Origin of the sequence: Vibrio sp. DW001, from assembly GCF_029016285.1 — a bacterium.
Classification (GTDB): domain Bacteria; phylum Pseudomonadota; class Gammaproteobacteria; order Enterobacterales; family Vibrionaceae; genus Vibrio.
This window is the reverse complement of the sequence record NZ_CP091976.1, coordinates 1,300,814-1,318,148: the sequence shown is the minus strand read 5'-3', so window position 1 is coordinate 1,318,148 and position 17,335 is coordinate 1,300,814. Positions and strand designations below refer to the sequence as shown.

The window sequence follows — 17,335 nt, the reverse complement described above, 5'->3', positions numbered from 1 at the left end:
TCAAAACAGGAAAAGTATTCACCTCTATTTAGAGTAACAAGTGCTCCGTCACAAACCGCTTATTTATACGTATTGCCCTTACCCTTTGGATAGGGATATCTAGAGTGGTCGGCGGAATGACATTCGTGTTGATTACACACTTACTTAGCTTGCAAAAGTGAATCATTTGGAAGGATTTTTGACGTTGAAAAAAGAGAGGTGCCAGACATAGGCACCTTTTCAGATAGTGATATGGACGGATTATAGCTTAGATAAAAAAGTCGTTAAGGTATCTACGATTAATTGGTGATCGTCTTCCTGAGGAAGACCCGACACCGTAATCGTCCCTACTACGCCTACATTACGTATGGCCAGAGGGAAGCAGCCACCAAAAGGAGCATACTCTTTACCATCGACGAGCGAGCTCTCTTCTATCGAAACACCTTTGTTCTTGTAGTAGTTGCCTATATACCAAGAGCTATTTTGATAGCGATTGACCACATTTTTTTTACGCCGGATCCATTCAAGGTTATCAATCCGGGTTCCTGGCATGGCGAAACTAAAAATACAGAGGCCATTCATCGCAATATCAATAGCAACATTTACCTTTTTATTCTCTGCGGCGTCTTTTAGAGCACAGCCTAGCTCCCACGCTCTTTGATGAGAAAAATACGTAAACTGAAGGCGCTGTTCCTGTTCCAAGATCTGTTCGAGCAATGATGACATTACGGTATCCTCTTTATAGTTCCAATTCAGTTTTTAGCATACTTTCTATCTCTTCGGTTGAACTTGCATTCATCAAGTTTTGACGGAATTCTTCATGCATAATTCGTCGGGCTAACTTTGAAAATATCTTCATGTGTTGATCACCCGCGGCATGCTTGTTCAATGTCAGCATAATGACAAACTGAGCTTCTTCATCGCCCCATTGGATAGGTTTAGCAAGGCGAGAGACACTGATGGCTGATTGTTCTATATGTTCGCTTTTGGTATGCGGTATCGCAAAACCAAACCCCAACCCCGTGGAAAATACATCTTCACGAGCCCACAGGTCATCCGCAAGTTTCGTTGGATATCGACAACGCCCAGCCAAAAACAAGTTATCTGAAAGTGTTTTTATCACCTCTTCTTTGCTGCGTAAATCGTTATCCAGGGTTATACAGTTTTGTGAAATAAGCGGGGCATCAGACTGATGCATGCGGAACTGCGCTAACAGATGCTCTACCTCTAACGAGGTGCGACAGTTCATCGCCTTATTCAATAACTGACGACAGTCACGGCTATCTAGATTCGCGATACGCTCTTTGGTCGCAGGTATACTTGGTGCGCTCATACTTATTTCGTCTAAACCCAAACCAACAAGCAGAGGAAGAACCGAACCTTTTGCACCTAACTCACCACACAAACCTACCCACTTCCCATGTCGATGTACCTCACGTACAACATGGTCAAGCGTCCTTAAAAAGGCTGGGTTTAAACTATTGTAGTGTTTCGTTACTTTCGCATTGTCTCGGTCTACTGCCATCAGGTACTGAGTTAAGTCATTACTACCAATACTGAAGAAATCTATCTCTTCACAGCACTGATCAATAATGAAGGCAATGGACGGAACCTCCATCATGATGCCCAATGGAATTTTTTCATCGAATGGAATTTGTTCGGCTCGGAGCTCCTTGCGTACCTCAGCCAGAATGTCTTTTACCCACAATATCTCATCCAACGAAGAGATCATTGGAATCATAATCTTCAATGAACCATGTGCTGACGCACGAAGTATGCTGCGTAGCTGACCTTTAAACAATTCCAAAAATTCTTCATAGATACGCACAGCACGATAACCAAGAAACGGATTATTCTCGGCGGGAATATTCAAATAATCAACAGGCTTGTCACCGCCAATATCAATGGTACGCACTATGATAGATCTACCTTGGGCGGCCTCTAACGCCTGACAAAATATATTGTATAGTTCATCTTCATCTGGTGCAGACGACCTGTCCATATATAACATCTCAGTACGAAACAACCCTACCGCTTCCGCGCCATTACTAAATGCCGCTTGGGCTTCAACAGAATGCGCAATATTCGCTGCAATTTCTAACGGTTTACCATCCAGCGTCTGCCCTTTTTCATCTCGATACTGACTCTGGCGTTTTTCAATAATGTCGACAACTCGCTGCTCTTGCTCATAGTAACGTCGAAGCGGTTCATCAAGTTCTGTCGCAACCAGGCCAAGGATACCATCCACCAAAACCTCATTACCAAGAATCGTTGTCAGCGACCTCTCGTCAATACCAACCAATGTTGGAATAGCAAATGAACGCGCAAGGATAACGGTATGAGAAGTACTGCCGCCATGGGTTAGAATAAGGCCTTTTAATAGACCTTTATCAAGCTCTAAGAACTGGCTAGGGGTTAAATCATCTGCGATGCAAATTGTCGGTTCGCTTAACCTAAGTGTATTGCAGAAACGCTCTTCACCATAAACAGACTGCAGCAACTGAAAGCATACGTCACGTATATCTAACTCACGTTCACGCATATAATTAGACGCCGACTTTTGCAGTTGCTCTCCAAAGTGCTTCGCGGTCGCAATAATCGTATCGGCACAGCTTCGACCTTGTATTAAATTGCTCTCTAGTGCCGATTTGAACTCAGCATCCTTTATTATTGAAAGGTGCGCATTGACGACTTCGCCTTCTGTATGACTGGCCGTTTTCAACTGAAGTTCGAATGCTTTTAAAAGCTGCTTTATACCTTGCAATAGCGCCTGCTGCTCGAGTTCAATATCACGGTTCTCGGGCAAATCTGCTAACGTGTCAAAATTTATAGCACCAATACGGATCAGTTTACCGATACCAAATCCGGCGCTTACCGCATTGCCTCGAGAAACTTGAGCATTGAGGGCGGTGAAGCTTCGCGGTAGAGGAAGAAAATCACCAACCTGTTGCTCCACGACTTCGAGTAAAGAATCGCAATGTGCAAACTCAGTATTGATAAAACGACTAATTCTCTCCAATGCTTGCTCTTCATCATCACCCTCAATGGTGATCTGGCAATGGTCACCCAACAATGTATCTGTACCAATAAGAGAAAGGACACTTTTTGCATTTGCAGAGATGCCGGTACGTTCATTTTGCCACTGAATGACCGCGCTAAATTCGTTACATAACGCTTCAACATGGCTAGCAGGTCGAGCATGAACACCATTTGGTAATTCACAAGAGAATGATAAAGTTTTCATGAAATTCTGGCCTCAGAATAGATTATCTTACAAACCTCAATACGTATCACAAGAGCGTAAGTAGAATAGGTTGATATGCTTTCGTTACACAATATAACGTCATCAAATACACCTCTATTGGACATACCTTCGTTTTACTGGACATTTGTTAGATGTCCATTCAACTGTGAACAAGCTCAAATATCCTACTCATTGTGAGATATCGATCTCACTCCTTACAAGGAAAAAACAAACCATAATAGAATAAATCCTACAAAAACAATCATATAAATTAAATTTCATGCCAATAAAATCGAGTCACCCAATTTTGAGCCATAGATCACCTTCCTGAACATAACTAACAAAAATCCAGTAAATAGATGATTTATCCTCTAACTGCATAGCACATTTACTCACTATATTATGAGCACAACCTTGATGGTCAACTCCAAATATATGGTTGGAAAAATTACAAACGCTGCGCAGCGAGTAAACGTGAACAAATTGAAACTAACTATTCTTTTAATTAAAAACTTTGTGCTCTAAGGAACAGTGTTATGAACGACATCATTTCCATACTCAAAAACACCCGGTCACACTTGATGACTGGTGTATCACATATGATACCATTTGTTGTTGCTGGTGGTATTTTACTCGCCGCTTCCGTCATGCTTAACGGCGAAGGTGCCGTACCTGTAGAAGGTACTTGGTTGCATGACCTCTTCTTTATCGGTGTTGCCGGGTTCCAACTCATGGTACCAATACTAGCGGCCTATATCGGTTATTCGATAGCTGACCGTTCGGCTCTTGCACCGTCAGCTATTGCCGCCTTTATTGGCGCAAACATGTATAACACGGGCTTCTTTGGTGCCATTTTCGCAGGCCTACTCGGTGGTATTGTTGTCCACTACTTGAAGAAAATAAAGGTTCCTTCGTTTGCTCGCTCCATCATGCCTATTTTTGTTATTCCTATTGTGGGTACCTTTATTACTGCAGGTGCCATTGTTTGGGGTATCGGTGAACCAATTGGCGCCGCAACGGCTGGACTCACCGCATTCTTAAAAAGCATGCAAGATTCAAGCATCGTGGTGTTAGCCATTATTATGGGATTAATGATCGCCTTTGATATGGGCGGGCCAGTAAACAAGGTCGCGTATGCCTTTGTTATTCTATGTGTCGGTGAAGGTATCTATAACGTGGCGGGTATCTCTGCTGTCGCGGTTGCTACACCATCCGTTGGTATGGGCCTTGCGACATTCCTTAACCGAAAACTCTACGAAGCGGACGAACGAGAAGCAGGTCGTGCATCTCTCTTAATGGGCACCATGGGTATTACTGAAGGTGCGATTCCGTTTGCTGCTTCCGATCCACTTCGCGTGATTCCATCCATCATGATTGGTACCGCTTGTGGCGCCGTAACGGCGGCTTTACTTGGCGTGAGATGCTTTGCAGCATGGGGGGGATTAATTGTCTTACCAGTCGTTGAAGGGCGCTTTGGTTTCATCATTGCTTTGGCCGTCGGCTCACTGATTACCGCGCTTTTAGTCAACTTCTTAAAAGCTCGACGCAAGATAGGCGCACCGAAAGAAAATGCCTCTGACGATATCAACCTTGATATCAGCATTGGATAACCGGACACATTCATTAAGCGGGTTATCAGCCCTTACGATTGATAACCCGCTCACGATTCGAAATACAACGATGCACTTTTTACTCTACTACCCTTTATTTGGGTAAAAAGTCTTACATCACAGGATATTATTATGACTCACTTAGTAGCAGTAACCGCATGCCCATCTGGCGTTGCACACACTTACATGGCAGCAGAAGCCATCGAATCAGCGGCAAAAGCAAAGGGCTGGACCTGTCATGTAGAAACGCAAGGGTCTATTGGCATTGAAAATGCCCTCACAGCCGAACAAGTCGCGCAGGCAGATGTTGTGATTTTAACTAAAGATATCGATATCAAAAATCAGGAGCGATTTGAAGGCAAGTTAGTGGTACGTATTGGAGTCAGCGATGCCGTTAAACGAGCTGGAACGGTTATCGATAAAATCGAGGCCCATTTAACAACAGCATAGCAAGCCTTTGCTTGTCTTTTCTACCCGCAAAGGCAAGCAAACATAAGAAAATCAAGGCCGAGAAAATGCAAGTCTCGCCCAATAAATCGACCTTAATTAGCCATTACGGAGCTTGCCATGAGCACTGTCAGAATCGAAAACCTCAAATCGACACTTTTTACAGCACAGAGAGAGATCTCGCTAGAACGTGCTCTGCTGTATACAGAAAGTCATAAGCTTACAGAAGGCGAACATACGCTACTTCGGCGCGCCAAAGCAACCGCTCATATCTTGGACAATGTCACCATTTCCATTCGAGATAATGAACTCGTCGCAGGTAACCGTACTATCAAACCTCGATCGGGTATCGTTTCACCAGAGATGGACCCGTATTGGATTGAGAAAGAGTTAGATATTTTCGAGAGCCGTCCACAAGATAAGTTCTATATCAGTGACCACGATAAAACCATTTATAAAGAGGAACTTCTCCCCTATTGGTCAGAACGCTCCATGAAGGACTTTATCAACAGCCAAATACCAGAAAAGATCAAAGATGCGGTAGGGAAAAAAATATTTAGCATCAATCAAACGGATAAAGGTCAGGGCCATATCATCATCGACTATGAACGTTTATTGAATAATGGTCTTGGCAAACTCCTTGATGAACTTGAATCTATCGACGCAGCTCAACCTGAGAACCCTTTTTATCAGTCTGTGGTCATCCTTCTTCAGGCGTCAATCCGCCATATTCGTCGATACGGAAAAATAGCACTAGAGATGACGAAAACCTGCCATGACTCAGTAAGGAAGAAAGAGCTACACTCGATTGCGGCTATATCAGGTAAAATAGCGACGGGTAAACCTGAAACCTTTCCCGAAGCGTGCCAGTTATTTTGGTACATGAATATTATTCTGCAGTATGAGTCAAACGCAAGTTCACTTTCGTTAGGCCGTTTTGATCAATATATGCTGCCCTTTTATCGTCAATCCATTGAGCAAGGTGAAGACCCAGCATACTTGAAAGAGTACCTGGAAAGCCTCTGGATAAAGACCAATGACATTGTGCTACTTCGCTCTTCTAGCAGTGCAAAGTTTTTTGCCGGTTTTCCGACGGGTTACACAATACTGTTGGGAGGATTAACCGAAACAGGACGAAGCGCTGTTAACGAGCTTTCCACACTCTGTTTAGATGCCTATCAAAGCGTACAGCTACCACAACCTAATCTTGGCGTTCGCGTGAATGAATTGATGGGCCGGGAGTTTATGCACAAAACAGCAGAGACCATTCGTCTAGGTACTGGTATTCCGCAGATATTTAACGATGAAGTGGTTATTCCTGCTTTTCTAAACCGAGGAGTGTCTCTCGAAGATGCTCGTGACTATTCTGTTGTGGGTTGTGTAGAACTGTCTATACCGGGTAAAACCTACGGGCTACACGATATCGCGATGTTCAACCTACTTAAAGTGATGGAGCTCGTCCTAAAACGTAACCAATTCGATAAGAATGTGAGCTATGACGGCGTCGTTGATCAAATTCGTAACGACATGCGTCACTATATTAAACTGATGGTAGAAGGTTCGAACATCTGTGATATCGGCCATAGAGATTGGGCCCCCGTCCCATTGTTATCCTCATTTATCAGCGATTGCGTTAAGTCGGGTAAAGACGTTACTTATGGCGGAGGTCGCTATAACTTTTCCGGCGTTCAAGGTATTGGCATCGCAAATTTATCCGATTCCCTGCACGCACTTAAACGCTTCGTGTTTGAAGAAAAACGTTTGTCTTTTTCTGATTTTATTACGGTCCTCGATAACAATTTCGACGTAGAAAACGGTAAAATGATTCGTGCTCGCCTAACGAACAAATATGAAAAATACGGCAACGATATCGATAAAGTCGATGTTATCGGTGCTGAATTATTGCGGGTTTTCTGTAAGGAAGTAGAACAATACTCCAATCCACGTGGCGGCCAATTTACACCGGGTTCGTATACTGTGTCCGCGCATGTTCCTTTAGGTGCAGTGGTAGGTGCGACGCCAGATGGGCGACTTTCTGGCGAACAGTTAGCCGATGGTGGCCTTTCACCCATGCTAGGTAAAGACCATCAAGGGCCAACCGCCGTGCTTAAATCGGTGTCAAAACTCGATAACTACTTGCTCTCTAATGGCAGCTTACTGAATGTTAAATTTACGCCGTCTACCCTAGATGGCGTAAACGGCTTGTCCAAGTTGGGTGATTTTTTGCGTGCCTTTATGAAACTAAAGCTGCAACACATTCAGTTTAACGTGCTCAATGCAGAAACATTGCGTAAAGCACAAGAAACACCAGAAGATTATGCAGGATTGGTCGTACGTGTCGCGGGTTATAGCGCCTTCTTCGTTGAGTTGTCGAAAGAGATCCAAGACGACATTATTCAAAGAACGTCTCATGAGTTGTAATTCAAGCATCAAGGTTGAGCAGCCGGTAGAAAACGCATTACCTGTTGGGCATATCTTCAACATTCAACGTTATTCACTAAACGATGGCGAAGGTATCCGCACAGTCGTGTTCTTTAAAGGCTGCCCTCTTCACTGTCCATGGTGCGCCAATCCAGAATCACGCTCTCATCAGCCACAGAAGATTCGCCGTGAAGCAAAATGTATTCACTGTGATACTTGCTCTATGGATGTAGATGAATGTCCTAGTGGCGCAGTTGAATTGGTTGGGCATGACATGAACTTGAACGAGTTACTGAAAGAGATAGCCAAAGACGAAGTGTTCTACCGCTCTTCTGGTGGAGGCATTACCCTATCTGGTGGGGAAATACTTTCTCAGGCTCCTTTTGTTATTCAGCTGCTTGGGAGACTGCGTGAATTGGGTTACCACACCGCAATAGAGACCTCAGGTCAGGGCAGTAATGCTCAATTACTGAAGATAGGTAAACTGTGTGATGAGGTGCTGTTTGATTTCAAAATTATGGATCAGAAACTCGCGAAACAGGTGACTGGCATTCATCTCGAAAAGGTATTACAGGGGTTCACTCAATTGGTACAAAGTGGAGTAAAGGTTATCCCACGCTTACCGCTTATCCCAGGATACACACTCAATATTATCAATGTGGATAAGGTGCTTAGCTTTATCCAACCATTTGGACTAAATGAGATCCATCTATTGCCGTTCCATCAATATGGCGCGAGTAAATACCAAACCCTACATATGGAATACGCTCTTGAAAAGGTGGCGGTTCCTACCACAGACGAAATCGCTTCTATACGCAGACACGTAGAGGCTCATGGTTACAACGTTACCATTGGAGGTTAATAATGAAAAAAAGAATTCTTATCACAGGTGCAAACGGCTTCTTTGGCACCCGGTTCATAAATAAATATCAGCATAAGTTCAGTATTATCGCGACAGATGTTGAGCGACTTGATATTACCAACGCGACACAGGTGAACAAGATTTTTGCAGATGAAAAGCCGGATTATGTTATCCATGCGGCCGCCATTGCTGTAACAGATTTCTGTAACAAACACCCAGATGTGGCGTATCAAGTAAATGTTCAAGGTGCAATTAATGTCGCAAAAGCCTGTAAAGAAACGGGTGCCAAACTGGTGTTTATAAGTACTGAGCAGGTATTTAATGGCAACCAAGAATCTGGACCGTACAGCGAAACCGACACACCAAATCCAGACACAGTTTACGGTCAGAACAAACTTGAAGCGGAAGCGGAACTCAAAAAAATCTTAGATACGATGTGGATTCTTCGCTTCACGTGGATGTTTGGATTACCGGAACGAAACACTACCATCAACCCGAATGTATTATGGAACACGCTTCAAGCCCTAATCAATGGGGAAAAAATGGCTGAACGTCGCAATGAGTTCCGCGGGCTTACCTATATCCACGAGCTAATCGAACAGTTTGAGATGATATTTGACATTCCATATGGCACTTATCATACCGGTGCGCACAACCCAAACAGTCGTTATGACATTGCCAAACACATACTAACGGATATGGGACAATCGCCTCGACTCAATGAGTTATTGGAAGCCGCAGATGCACCAAAAACACGCGATGTGCGTTTAGATACATCCAAATTGGCAGCCCAAGGCATCGTCTTCACCGAGAGTAAAGCCGCGATTACTCAATGCTTAAAAGAATTCGGTTTCAAAAAATAAGATCTATACAATTCAAATGGAGATATCAACATGATTTACTTTTTAGATACAGCCAACCTTGATGACATCAAACGCGCGGTTGATCTCTACCCTCTTGCGGGAGTAACAACAAACCCAACGATTATTTCCAAAGAAAATAAGCCGTTGAAAGAGATTATCCTTAACATCCGAGAAATAATAGGTTCAGATCGATTACTGCACGTGCAGGTAATGGGAAAAACGGCAGAAGTAATGTTACAAGAAGCCGAAGCACTACGAGCATTTGATTCAGATTTGTATATCAAGGTTCCCGTGACACCTCAGGGTATCAAAGCAATAAAACTGATGGCAGAAAAAGCGATTCCGGTTACCGCCACCGCTATTTTAACGCCTCAACAAGCGTTGATGGCCGCCGTTGCAGGGGCAGAGTTTTTAGCCCCTTACGTCAACCGATTAGACAACATTTGCACGGACGGTATTCAAGTAGTGGCGGAAATAGCGCAGCTGCTTAAAACCCATAATTTAAGCGCGAAAGTATTGGCGGCTTCATTTAAAAACGTTCAACAGGTACATGGTGTCGCGAAAGTTGGCGGGCAATCAGCAACCATCGCACCGGATGTATTTGACCTGCTTCTCAATCATCCATTGACAGATTCTGGCGTTGCCGGGTTCACTGCAGACTGGGAGTCAGTATACGGTGAAGGCCAGACAGTACTGGATGTGCTTTAATCCACAATAGCACAGACAAAATCTTACTAAATAAATCAGAACATTAAGAATAGAGGTATACTGGGAGGTATATCTCTATTTTTTTACGGATGAAAATGAATATAGTTGCGGTTACAGCTTGCATCAGTGGTGTCGCCCACACCTACATGGCGGCAGAGTTAATAGAAAAATACTGCCAGAAAAACGGCATCAAAATAGTGGTAGAAACACAAGGGGCATTGGGTACAGAGAACCTTCTTTCTGTAAACGCTATTCATGAAGCAGACGTTGCATTGATTATTGCAGATATTAATATAGAGGGGGACGACCGCTTCAAGCATACTCGCCAGATCCGTAGCAATATATCAACGTTTCTACGTAGCCCAGATCGCGTTTTTAGCCTGTTAAATAAGGCGTATAACTCACCACCAGATACCGTTATTACACTTTAGTAGTGAACAGCGTTTCAACTGTAAATAGAGCGTTAGCTGTGGCTACGATATTGAGTCCTATAATCAGACGGTGAGCGAGCCGTTTGATTTCGAAATACTCGACAGAAATAATTGCTGTCCGTAAACCCACAACGATGTGCCACCTCTTTTACTTTCATATCGTACTCTTTCAGAAGAAACTTTGCCCTTTCCAAACGAATATAGTTGAGATGTTCATTGAACTTGATTTTCCCTTCTTTTTGAAAAAGCTGAGAAAGGTAATTAGGGGAAATATAGAACTGTTCCGCTACAGAATCACGAGTGAGCGGTTCTTGGTATTTCTGTTCAACATAATCTCGTACCGCCTCAAATAGTGCCTTACTTCGTGAGAGGGTTTCAGGAGGATTAACCTTAAGATCGTTGATATGGCTAAGTAATGACGCAACCAATAATTTTGTCGTATGCTTATCTTCCTTGTGTCGACGCAACTCTTCCAGTGACTGCAATATAAAAGTACCGGTCCTTGGTCCTCGTCGCTGAACGTTGTCCTTAAACACGGTATGAAAACTTTCACCATCCCACCGCAACACACTTATTCCAAAGTTTTGCTTACCTACCAACACATTCAACATCGTCACGGGTTCAAGCCAATGAGGTTTATTCCAACAATCGCAAGGAATATACAAAACATCCCCACCCACCAATGTATGTTTCGTTTCTAAGCCAGTGTCATTCCCCATTCCCATTACAATCGAGCCTTTAATCACCATTTCCAAGCGCTGAAAATGTACCTGATAGGCCAATTCTGGTGGTTCGGGCAGGTTACTGGCAAAAAACACTTTGCCAATCTCCGTAGGTGAATTTGAATAATTTGACAGTAACTTGTCTAGAAACTGTGTTGGAAGTATAAGGTCTGAATTCATTTTAAACTTATGGATAAACCACTCAAAAGGACGGATTTTAGTTTACAGGAATTGTATAGATTTCACTGCGTCTGGGAACATAAAAAACAACAAAGTTTATGCCGATATGAAAACCGACAAAAGATGCACAGAGAGTAAGCACTCTTGCATCTATGGCCTGTATCGATGGACATACTAAGACACCGCTATACTTCTAGTAGCCACTTTTGGGCCGTCGTTAAGCGATTTGATGTCACGGGCGTTAACCATTTCTTTTGGTCCTGTTGTGCGACATCTTTTCTATCAATATAAAGTCCATGCAATACCCTCCTACGAGTCCCTAGCACGTTCGTCGTTCCGCCATGCCATGTGTGTGCATTAAATATCATTACACTTCCCGCAGGGCATTCAAGAATCACTTCGTCAGGATGTGCACCATTCACATCTTCAAGCACCTCATCCGGAAGATCGGGTCGCAGGTGCGTGCCAGGAATGATGCGAGGTGCACCATTTTCTTTACTCAAGTCATCGAGCGCCCAGATTGAGTTAACAAGATGCACATTGGGAAAGTCTGGCCTTGGCTTTTTCCAATCAGCGTGGAGAGGTTGATGACCGCCGTCTGCATGAGCTTCACGCGCGTTCAAACTCGATATTTTGAACGCACCCGAAAATATATGTTTGCACGCCGCCAACACAAGAGGATGAGTCCAGACCTTATCCCAAACCGTTCCTTTGTTAATAAGATTGGCAATTCGGGTGACCGTTTCTTCTTGATGATGCTCGATGGCGAGTTGGTCACCTTCTCTCTCGACCAAAGCGTCAAAGGTTCTACGCATCTCATCTAACCAGATTACATCGATAACATTATGGATAACCGTAAACCCATATAGATCAAGTTCGTCAATCATCTTGGAGGTCAATACCATACTGGCACCAAGTTCATCGAGATAAGATTCTGCCGTATTATTCATAATGTACCTGTTGAGTTTTTTATCATTGATTTATAAGACTGAACTCGCGACAAGACGAAAAGCTATCGCGTAATAATAAAGTACTCAAACGGCAACGATAAAGAAGCAGGCATATTGTTCGATTTACTGGAGATTTGTTGAGTTGTAAAAAAAATGTGAAGTAACAAGTAACAGTTCACACTTCTGAAGTCCGTTCAGTTTTCGGGAGTAATTCACAATATATCGGGATGTCACCGTTCGCGGTTCAGAGCATGATAAAACGCAGTCATCGATAGCAAGTACAAAAAACGCTATCTTAAACACTGTTACAGGAGAAAATCATGGATAGATTTAAGAACACCATCGTATCTGTATGTGCCTCACTCGCGATAATGAATTCTGCTTATGCTGGGACCTTAATCATTAACTCTGGCGAGTCTGACCCTATGCCCAAGAAAGCGTGGGAAGAAGTCATCAAAAAATTTGAAATTGAGAATCCAGACATCACCGTTAAGTACAACCTTTATGATCATGAGTCTTATAAAACCGCAATCAGAAACTGGTTGGTAACCTCACCACCAGATGTTGTGTTTTGGTTCGCAGGAAACCGAATGAAAACCTTTGTTGATAGAGGTTTGTTTGAAGATGTTACTGACCTTTGGCAACAAGAAAACCTAGTGCCAGACTTCGCAAGTACACAAGCAGCCATGTCGGTAAATGGCAAAATATATGGCGTTCCTTATACCTATTACCAGTGGGGAATCTACTATCGAAGAGACATATTTGACCAATATAACTTAAGCGAACCAACGAATTGGGAAGAGTTTATTAAGGTCGCCGACACGTTAAAATCTAATGGTGTCACCCCGTTCACGATAGGCACAAAATACTTGTGGACCGCAGCGGGTTGGTTTGATTACCTGAATTTACGTGTCAATGGGCTCCAGTACCATATCGACCTTATGGATGGCAAGATCCCATACACAGACAATGGCGTTCGAGAGACATTTCAGTATTGGAAGACGTTGATCGACAAAGGTTACTTTGTAAACAACCACGCAACGTATAGTTGGCAGGAAGCACAAGCTTTTATTTATAATGGTGATGCGGCTATGTATTTGATCGGCAATTTCTTTGCTGCTAATTTCACCGATGACATAGCGAAGAAAATGGATTTCTTCCAATTCCCTAACATTAAGTCATCGATACCAATGGCTGAAGATGCGCCGATGAACACTCTTCACATACCGTCAAAAGCCAAAAACAAACAAGATGCTAAACAGTTTCTCAAGTTTGTAGCACGAGCAGATACACAAACATTTATCAATGGTTACCTGAGTCAAATCCCCACCAACAATAAAGCCATTGCAAAGGACGACCCGTTCTTAAACGAAGGTATCAAGGTATTGAATGAAGCATCAGGTACGGCTCAGTTCTACGACAGAGATACTGACCCTGCGATGGCAAAAGAAGGAATGAAAGGCTTTCAAGAATTTATGGTTTACCCAGAGCGTTTAGACAAAATTCTAAGTCACTTAGAGAAAACACGCCAACGAATTTTCAAACCTTAATTGGTCAGCGCTTGAGTTTTTTTCGAGTACTCATTTATTAAAAACCCGTCGTTTATCGACGGGGTTGATGTTGATTAACTACAACGAAGCTACATTGACATTCACAGAAACGTCCTTGAGAACTCACCCCCACTTTATTCGCTGGTCGTTCGCACTTATGGACCGATTATTCATATTTGGCGAGCTTTCTTCGACCGCCAATATAAGTGTCGTCCATCTCATTGGTCAGTTCATTTCGCCCTTCAACCGAAGAACCTTGATATCTTTTACGATATTCACCGGGTGTAACATCAACATGTTTAGAAAAACAATCGAAAAATCGACTAACCGATCCAAAACCTGACACCATCGCAATATCGGTGATGTTATAATTTGTTCTCGTCAACATAGCCTTCGCATGTTCCAAGCGCATTTTTAAAATGTATTGTTTGATGGATATATGCATTTTTTTCTTAAACATCGTCATCAAATAATGTTCATTTATACCAACGGTATCAGCAATGTCTTTTATCGTGATGGAAGAGTCATAATTCTCAGAAATGTATTTTAATGTATTCCAGAGATAATATACGGATTTGTCGCTCGACTGTTGTTGAATCGGATGATGAACCGTAGACGTAATACTGTGCCAGCCATATAAATAAAATCGGTTTAATAGCAACCGTATTTCAGCCACATTGAGCGCATACAAAGCATGGTTTTTCATTTCAAGTTCTTGTTGCCAGCACGATACCCTTGATTCCTCGACCAAATCTCTTTGATTACACACCAACACCTCACCGTTAATAATTTCGCTGAAGAACTGCTCATTCGTAGTCCAGGTAAGTAACAGGTGTAATGGTATTGAGATAATCGCCATCTTACTGCATCGATTTGACGACAATAATTGATGAGGAGTTAGCGCCCAGAAAACGGCCATCTGACCTTGGGAAACGACGCATTTTATGCCATTAATCAACAACTCTATTTCATCCTCAAGAGGAATGTTGACTTCCAGATGGTTATGCCAGTGATAATCAGACATCGGAATTGGTGCTCTTAATTGAACATCAATTTGCTCGTCGTCTTGTATCAGAGAGAGCGGACTGACATTGTAGCCCTCGGCTTCCACTATCATTGATTTGTGACTTCGTTTCATAGAATGCTATTCCTGATACTCATTGATTATCCAACTTTGACTACAAAAATCTTCCGTTAATTGAGAACAATCTAAACCCAGTTTCATCAGTTCAGAGCCAGTGTAGACTTGCTTATCTCCAACAACGTGATAAAGCTTGGTTGAAGATAACCCTTTGAGCTTTATCCTTTCAATGTTAATTCGAACCGGTAAAGTGAGTATTTTTACATATTGCACAATCGCACGGCTTTTATCTTCAGATACATACATCCAAGCGCATTTTTGACGAGAAATAGGTGAATGAAGTCGATATAAGTCAGAATGGATAATCCAGTTACGAATGGATTTGTACTCTTGAACTTGGGTGCTGATTTCATGAAGCGCTTCTGTAGAAAGCATCGATAAATCTAATTCATATCCAAAGCAACCCGCCATGGCAACCTGCCCTCTTGTCTGCAACAAGGTACGTCTTCCTGTTTGGTGATTTGGACTATCAGAAACATGAGCCCCCATTGTGCAAGCAGGGTAAACTAGGCTCGTGCCATATTGAATTGACAATCGAGAAATAGAATCGGTGTTATCACTCGCCCAGATCTGGGGCATATAATAAAGCATACCGGGGTCATATCGACCGCCACCAGAGGCACATCCTTCAAAGAGAATATGGGGAAAAGACTGTGTAAGGTGACCCATAACACGATACAAACCCAATATGTACCGATGACCGAGTTCTTGTTGCTGATCCACAGGGTGAGTAACGTTCCCGATTTCCATTAACTCACGATTGAAGTCCCACTTAACATATTCGATATTACAGGAAGACAAAACGCGGTTTAGCGTATCAATAATATAGTCTTGAACATCAACACGAGAAAGGTCCAGAACAAGTTGGTTACGCACTTCGGTTCTCGGTCGGCCAGCGACATGAAGACACCAGTCTGGGTGCGATCTATAGAGTTCCGAATCTGGCGAGATCATTTCAGGTTCAAACCACAGACCAAATTTCATGTCTTGTTTGTTTAATAAATTCGCAAATTTATTAAGACCACTTGGTATCTTGTCACGATTCTCAACCCAGTCTCCCAATGATGAGTTGTCGCTATTTCGATTCCCAAACCAACCGTCGTCCAAAACAAAAAGTTCTATACCGACTTTTTTTGCTGCACCTGCAATATCCATCAACTTCTTTTCATCGAAATCAAAGTACGTTGCTTCCCAATTATTAATTAAAACCGGTCTCGCTTTATCTCTATATTTCCCACGACATAAGCGTGTTCGGTAGAGTTTGTGAAACTTTCTGGACATTCCCCCAAGCCCTTCAGATGAGTAAACTAACACCACTTCAGGGGTTTGAAATGATTCGCCTTGTTTCAATTTCCATTTGAAATTGTACGGGTTAATTCCCATATTCACACGGCTAAATTCATACTGTTCAACGTCTACTTCTGCAATAAAGCTGCCACTATAAACAAGGCTGAACCCGTAGATGTCGCCGGTGTCTTCTGTGGTTTCCTTTCTAAGTAAGGCAACAAACGGATTTTTCTGATGCGAACTAGAACCTCTCTTACTCTCTATTACCTGTTTTCCATGAGATAAGGTTGTGCGATCGATGTTTCTCTCGTTTCCCCATGCTCCCCAAAGTTGAAGGCAATCGAAGTCATGGTCTGGCATATCAATAGAGACGCTTAACGCACGTGTTAGCTCTAAAGGGTGAATACCGAGGTTGATAAACCGTGCTGAACGAGTGACGACATCCAGTTCTTCAAATAGTGTATAGCTCAATTCGACGATGAAGTTGTTGTATTTGTCCTCAAGGACAACATGCAGGGTTTCGCCTTCATCCTTTGTTTCCATATAGGTAGACGGAAGCCCTTCGATATCAGGCTTTCCTCTATTAATTCGATGAGAAAGATACTTAAGTTCACTGGTTGAATGTCCATTATGGTCAACAATTGAGAACGCGGGAGACTTATAATCTCCCGTCCCAAAAAAAGGAAATTCGTTCTGGACGCACTCAAAAATCGAAACGATATTATCCGGTTTACATTCTGTATCAGAAAACATTCTGCCCGCGATCATGCAGTCATCATTCTGTTTGGCGAGAGAAAGTTCACCTCCCCAATATATATGCTGTAAATAGCCGTGAACATTAACTCCAAAAATATAGCTCGTCTGTTTTCCTTTTAGATGAAAAACCTTATGTGCTTTGTTATATTCAATTCCCACCACCACTCCCAACGTTGCTTAGTAA

Annotated in this window: 14 protein-coding genes; 8 read left to right on the top strand and 6 right to left on the bottom strand. The window is 42.7% G+C overall.

The features are described 5' to 3' along the window. Positions 1-240 precede the first annotated feature (240 nt). Both L3V77_RS23320 and ptsP read right to left on the bottom strand, forming a co-directional pair. A complete protein-coding gene (locus L3V77_RS23320) occupies positions 241-705 on the bottom strand; it encodes a heme-degrading domain-containing protein (RefSeq protein ID WP_275137203.1) in 465 nt (154 codons plus the stop codon). Between the two features lie 13 nt (positions 706-718). Next, positions 719-3,223 carry a phosphoenolpyruvate--protein phosphotransferase gene (ptsP, locus tag L3V77_RS23315; RefSeq protein ID WP_275137202.1) on the bottom strand — a complete coding sequence of 835 codons (2,505 nt, stop codon included), beginning with the start codon at positions 3,221-3,223 and terminating at the stop codon, positions 719-721. 536 nt (positions 3,224-3,759) lie between these two features. On the opposite strand from ptsP, the gene L3V77_RS23310 reads away from it, so the two are divergent. From L3V77_RS23310 to L3V77_RS23280, 7 genes are all read left to right on the top strand, one after another. Further along, entirely contained in the window at positions 3,760-4,833 is a 1,074-nt protein-coding gene (locus tag L3V77_RS23310) for a PTS fructose transporter subunit EIIC (protein ID WP_275137201.1), read from the top strand. 132 nt (positions 4,834-4,965) lie between these two features. Beyond that, positions 4,966-5,283: a PTS fructose-like transporter subunit IIB gene (locus tag L3V77_RS23305; RefSeq protein ID WP_275137200.1), complete on the top strand. Its 318-nt coding sequence runs from the start codon at positions 4,966-4,968 to the stop codon at positions 5,281-5,283. A 117-nt stretch (positions 5,284-5,400) separates the two neighbouring features. After that, on the top strand, positions 5,401-7,701 hold the full coding sequence (locus tag L3V77_RS23300; RefSeq protein WP_275137199.1) for a formate C-acetyltransferase: 2,301 nt from the start codon (positions 5,401-5,403) through the stop codon (positions 7,699-7,701). Continuing rightward, positions 7,691-8,563, top strand: a complete 873-nt coding sequence (locus tag L3V77_RS23295; RefSeq protein WP_275137198.1) for a [formate-C-acetyltransferase]-activating enzyme — start codon at positions 7,691-7,693, stop codon at positions 8,561-8,563. The genes L3V77_RS23300 and L3V77_RS23295 overlap by 11 nt, the downstream gene beginning before the upstream one ends. Positions 8,564-8,565: 2 nt before the next feature. Beyond that, complete coding sequence (locus L3V77_RS23290; RefSeq protein ID WP_275137197.1) at positions 8,566-9,426, top strand: NAD(P)-dependent oxidoreductase; 861 nt, start codon at positions 8,566-8,568, stop codon at positions 9,424-9,426. 30 nt (positions 9,427-9,456) lie between these two features. Continuing rightward, positions 9,457-10,134, top strand: coding sequence for a fructose-6-phosphate aldolase (locus L3V77_RS23285; protein ID WP_275137196.1), 678 nt, complete (start codon positions 9,457-9,459; stop codon positions 10,132-10,134). 95 nt (positions 10,135-10,229) lie between these two features. Then, positions 10,230-10,565: a fructose PTS transporter subunit IIB gene (locus L3V77_RS23280; protein WP_275137195.1), complete on the top strand. Its 336-nt coding sequence runs from the start codon at positions 10,230-10,232 to the stop codon at positions 10,563-10,565. A 32-nt stretch (positions 10,566-10,597) separates the two neighbouring features. Here L3V77_RS23280 and L3V77_RS23275 read toward each other — a convergent pair whose 3' ends face one another. Further along, positions 10,598-11,467: an AraC family transcriptional regulator gene (locus L3V77_RS23275; protein WP_275137194.1), complete on the bottom strand. Its 870-nt coding sequence runs from the start codon at positions 11,465-11,467 to the stop codon at positions 10,598-10,600. Between the two features lie 185 nt (positions 11,468-11,652). Further along, positions 11,653-12,417, bottom strand: coding sequence for a phytanoyl-CoA dioxygenase family protein (locus tag L3V77_RS23270; protein WP_275137193.1), 765 nt, complete (start codon positions 12,415-12,417; stop codon positions 11,653-11,655). A gap of 320 nt (positions 12,418-12,737) precedes the next feature. Here L3V77_RS23270 and L3V77_RS23265 point away from each other — a divergent pair, with 320 nt between their 5' ends. Next, positions 12,738-13,967, top strand: a complete 1,230-nt coding sequence (locus L3V77_RS23265; RefSeq protein WP_275137192.1) for an extracellular solute-binding protein — start codon at positions 12,738-12,740, stop codon at positions 13,965-13,967. A 166-nt stretch (positions 13,968-14,133) separates the two neighbouring features. Here the strand turns inward: L3V77_RS23265 and melR are convergent, their stop codons facing one another. Next, positions 14,134-15,105, bottom strand: coding sequence for a transcriptional regulator MelR (melR, locus tag L3V77_RS23260; protein WP_275137191.1), 972 nt, complete (start codon positions 15,103-15,105; stop codon positions 14,134-14,136). A gap of 6 nt (positions 15,106-15,111) precedes the next feature. Then, the gene (locus tag L3V77_RS23255) at positions 15,112-17,310 is read right to left on the bottom strand and encodes an alpha-galactosidase (protein WP_275137190.1); all 2,199 of its coding nucleotides are present in this window, start codon (positions 17,308-17,310) and stop codon (positions 15,112-15,114) included. Between the last annotated feature and the right edge of the window lie 25 nt (positions 17,311-17,335).

Bases quoted from the DNA above. Each gene is read 5' to 3' on its own strand.
- L3V77_RS23320 (WP_275137203.1), bottom strand. From the start codon at position 705: ATGTCATCATTGCTCGAACAGATCTTGGAACAGGAACAGCGCCTTCAG.
- ptsP (WP_275137202.1), bottom strand. From the start codon at position 3,223: ATGAAAACTTTATCATTCTCTTGTGAATTACCAAATGGTGTTCATGCT.
- L3V77_RS23310 (WP_275137201.1), top strand. From the start codon at position 3,760: ATGAACGACATCATTTCCATACTCAAAAACACCCGGTCACACTTGATG.
- L3V77_RS23305 (WP_275137200.1), top strand. From the start codon at position 4,966: ATGACTCACTTAGTAGCAGTAACCGCATGCCCATCTGGCGTTGCACAC.
- L3V77_RS23300 (WP_275137199.1), top strand. From the start codon at position 5,401: ATGAGCACTGTCAGAATCGAAAACCTCAAATCGACACTTTTTACAGCA.
- L3V77_RS23295 (WP_275137198.1), top strand. From the start codon at position 7,691: ATGAGTTGTAATTCAAGCATCAAGGTTGAGCAGCCGGTAGAAAACGCA.
- L3V77_RS23290 (WP_275137197.1), top strand. From the start codon at position 8,566: ATGAAAAAAAGAATTCTTATCACAGGTGCAAACGGCTTCTTTGGCACC.
- L3V77_RS23285 (WP_275137196.1), top strand. From the start codon at position 9,457: ATGATTTACTTTTTAGATACAGCCAACCTTGATGACATCAAACGCGCG.
- L3V77_RS23280 (WP_275137195.1), top strand. From the start codon at position 10,230: ATGAATATAGTTGCGGTTACAGCTTGCATCAGTGGTGTCGCCCACACC.
- L3V77_RS23275 (WP_275137194.1), bottom strand. From the start codon at position 11,467: ATGAATTCAGACCTTATACTTCCAACACAGTTTCTAGACAAGTTACTG.
- L3V77_RS23270 (WP_275137193.1), bottom strand. From the start codon at position 12,417: ATGAATAATACGGCAGAATCTTATCTCGATGAACTTGGTGCCAGTATG.
- L3V77_RS23265 (WP_275137192.1), top strand. From the start codon at position 12,738: ATGGATAGATTTAAGAACACCATCGTATCTGTATGTGCCTCACTCGCG.
- melR (WP_275137191.1), bottom strand. From the start codon at position 15,105: ATGAAACGAAGTCACAAATCAATGATAGTGGAAGCCGAGGGCTACAAT.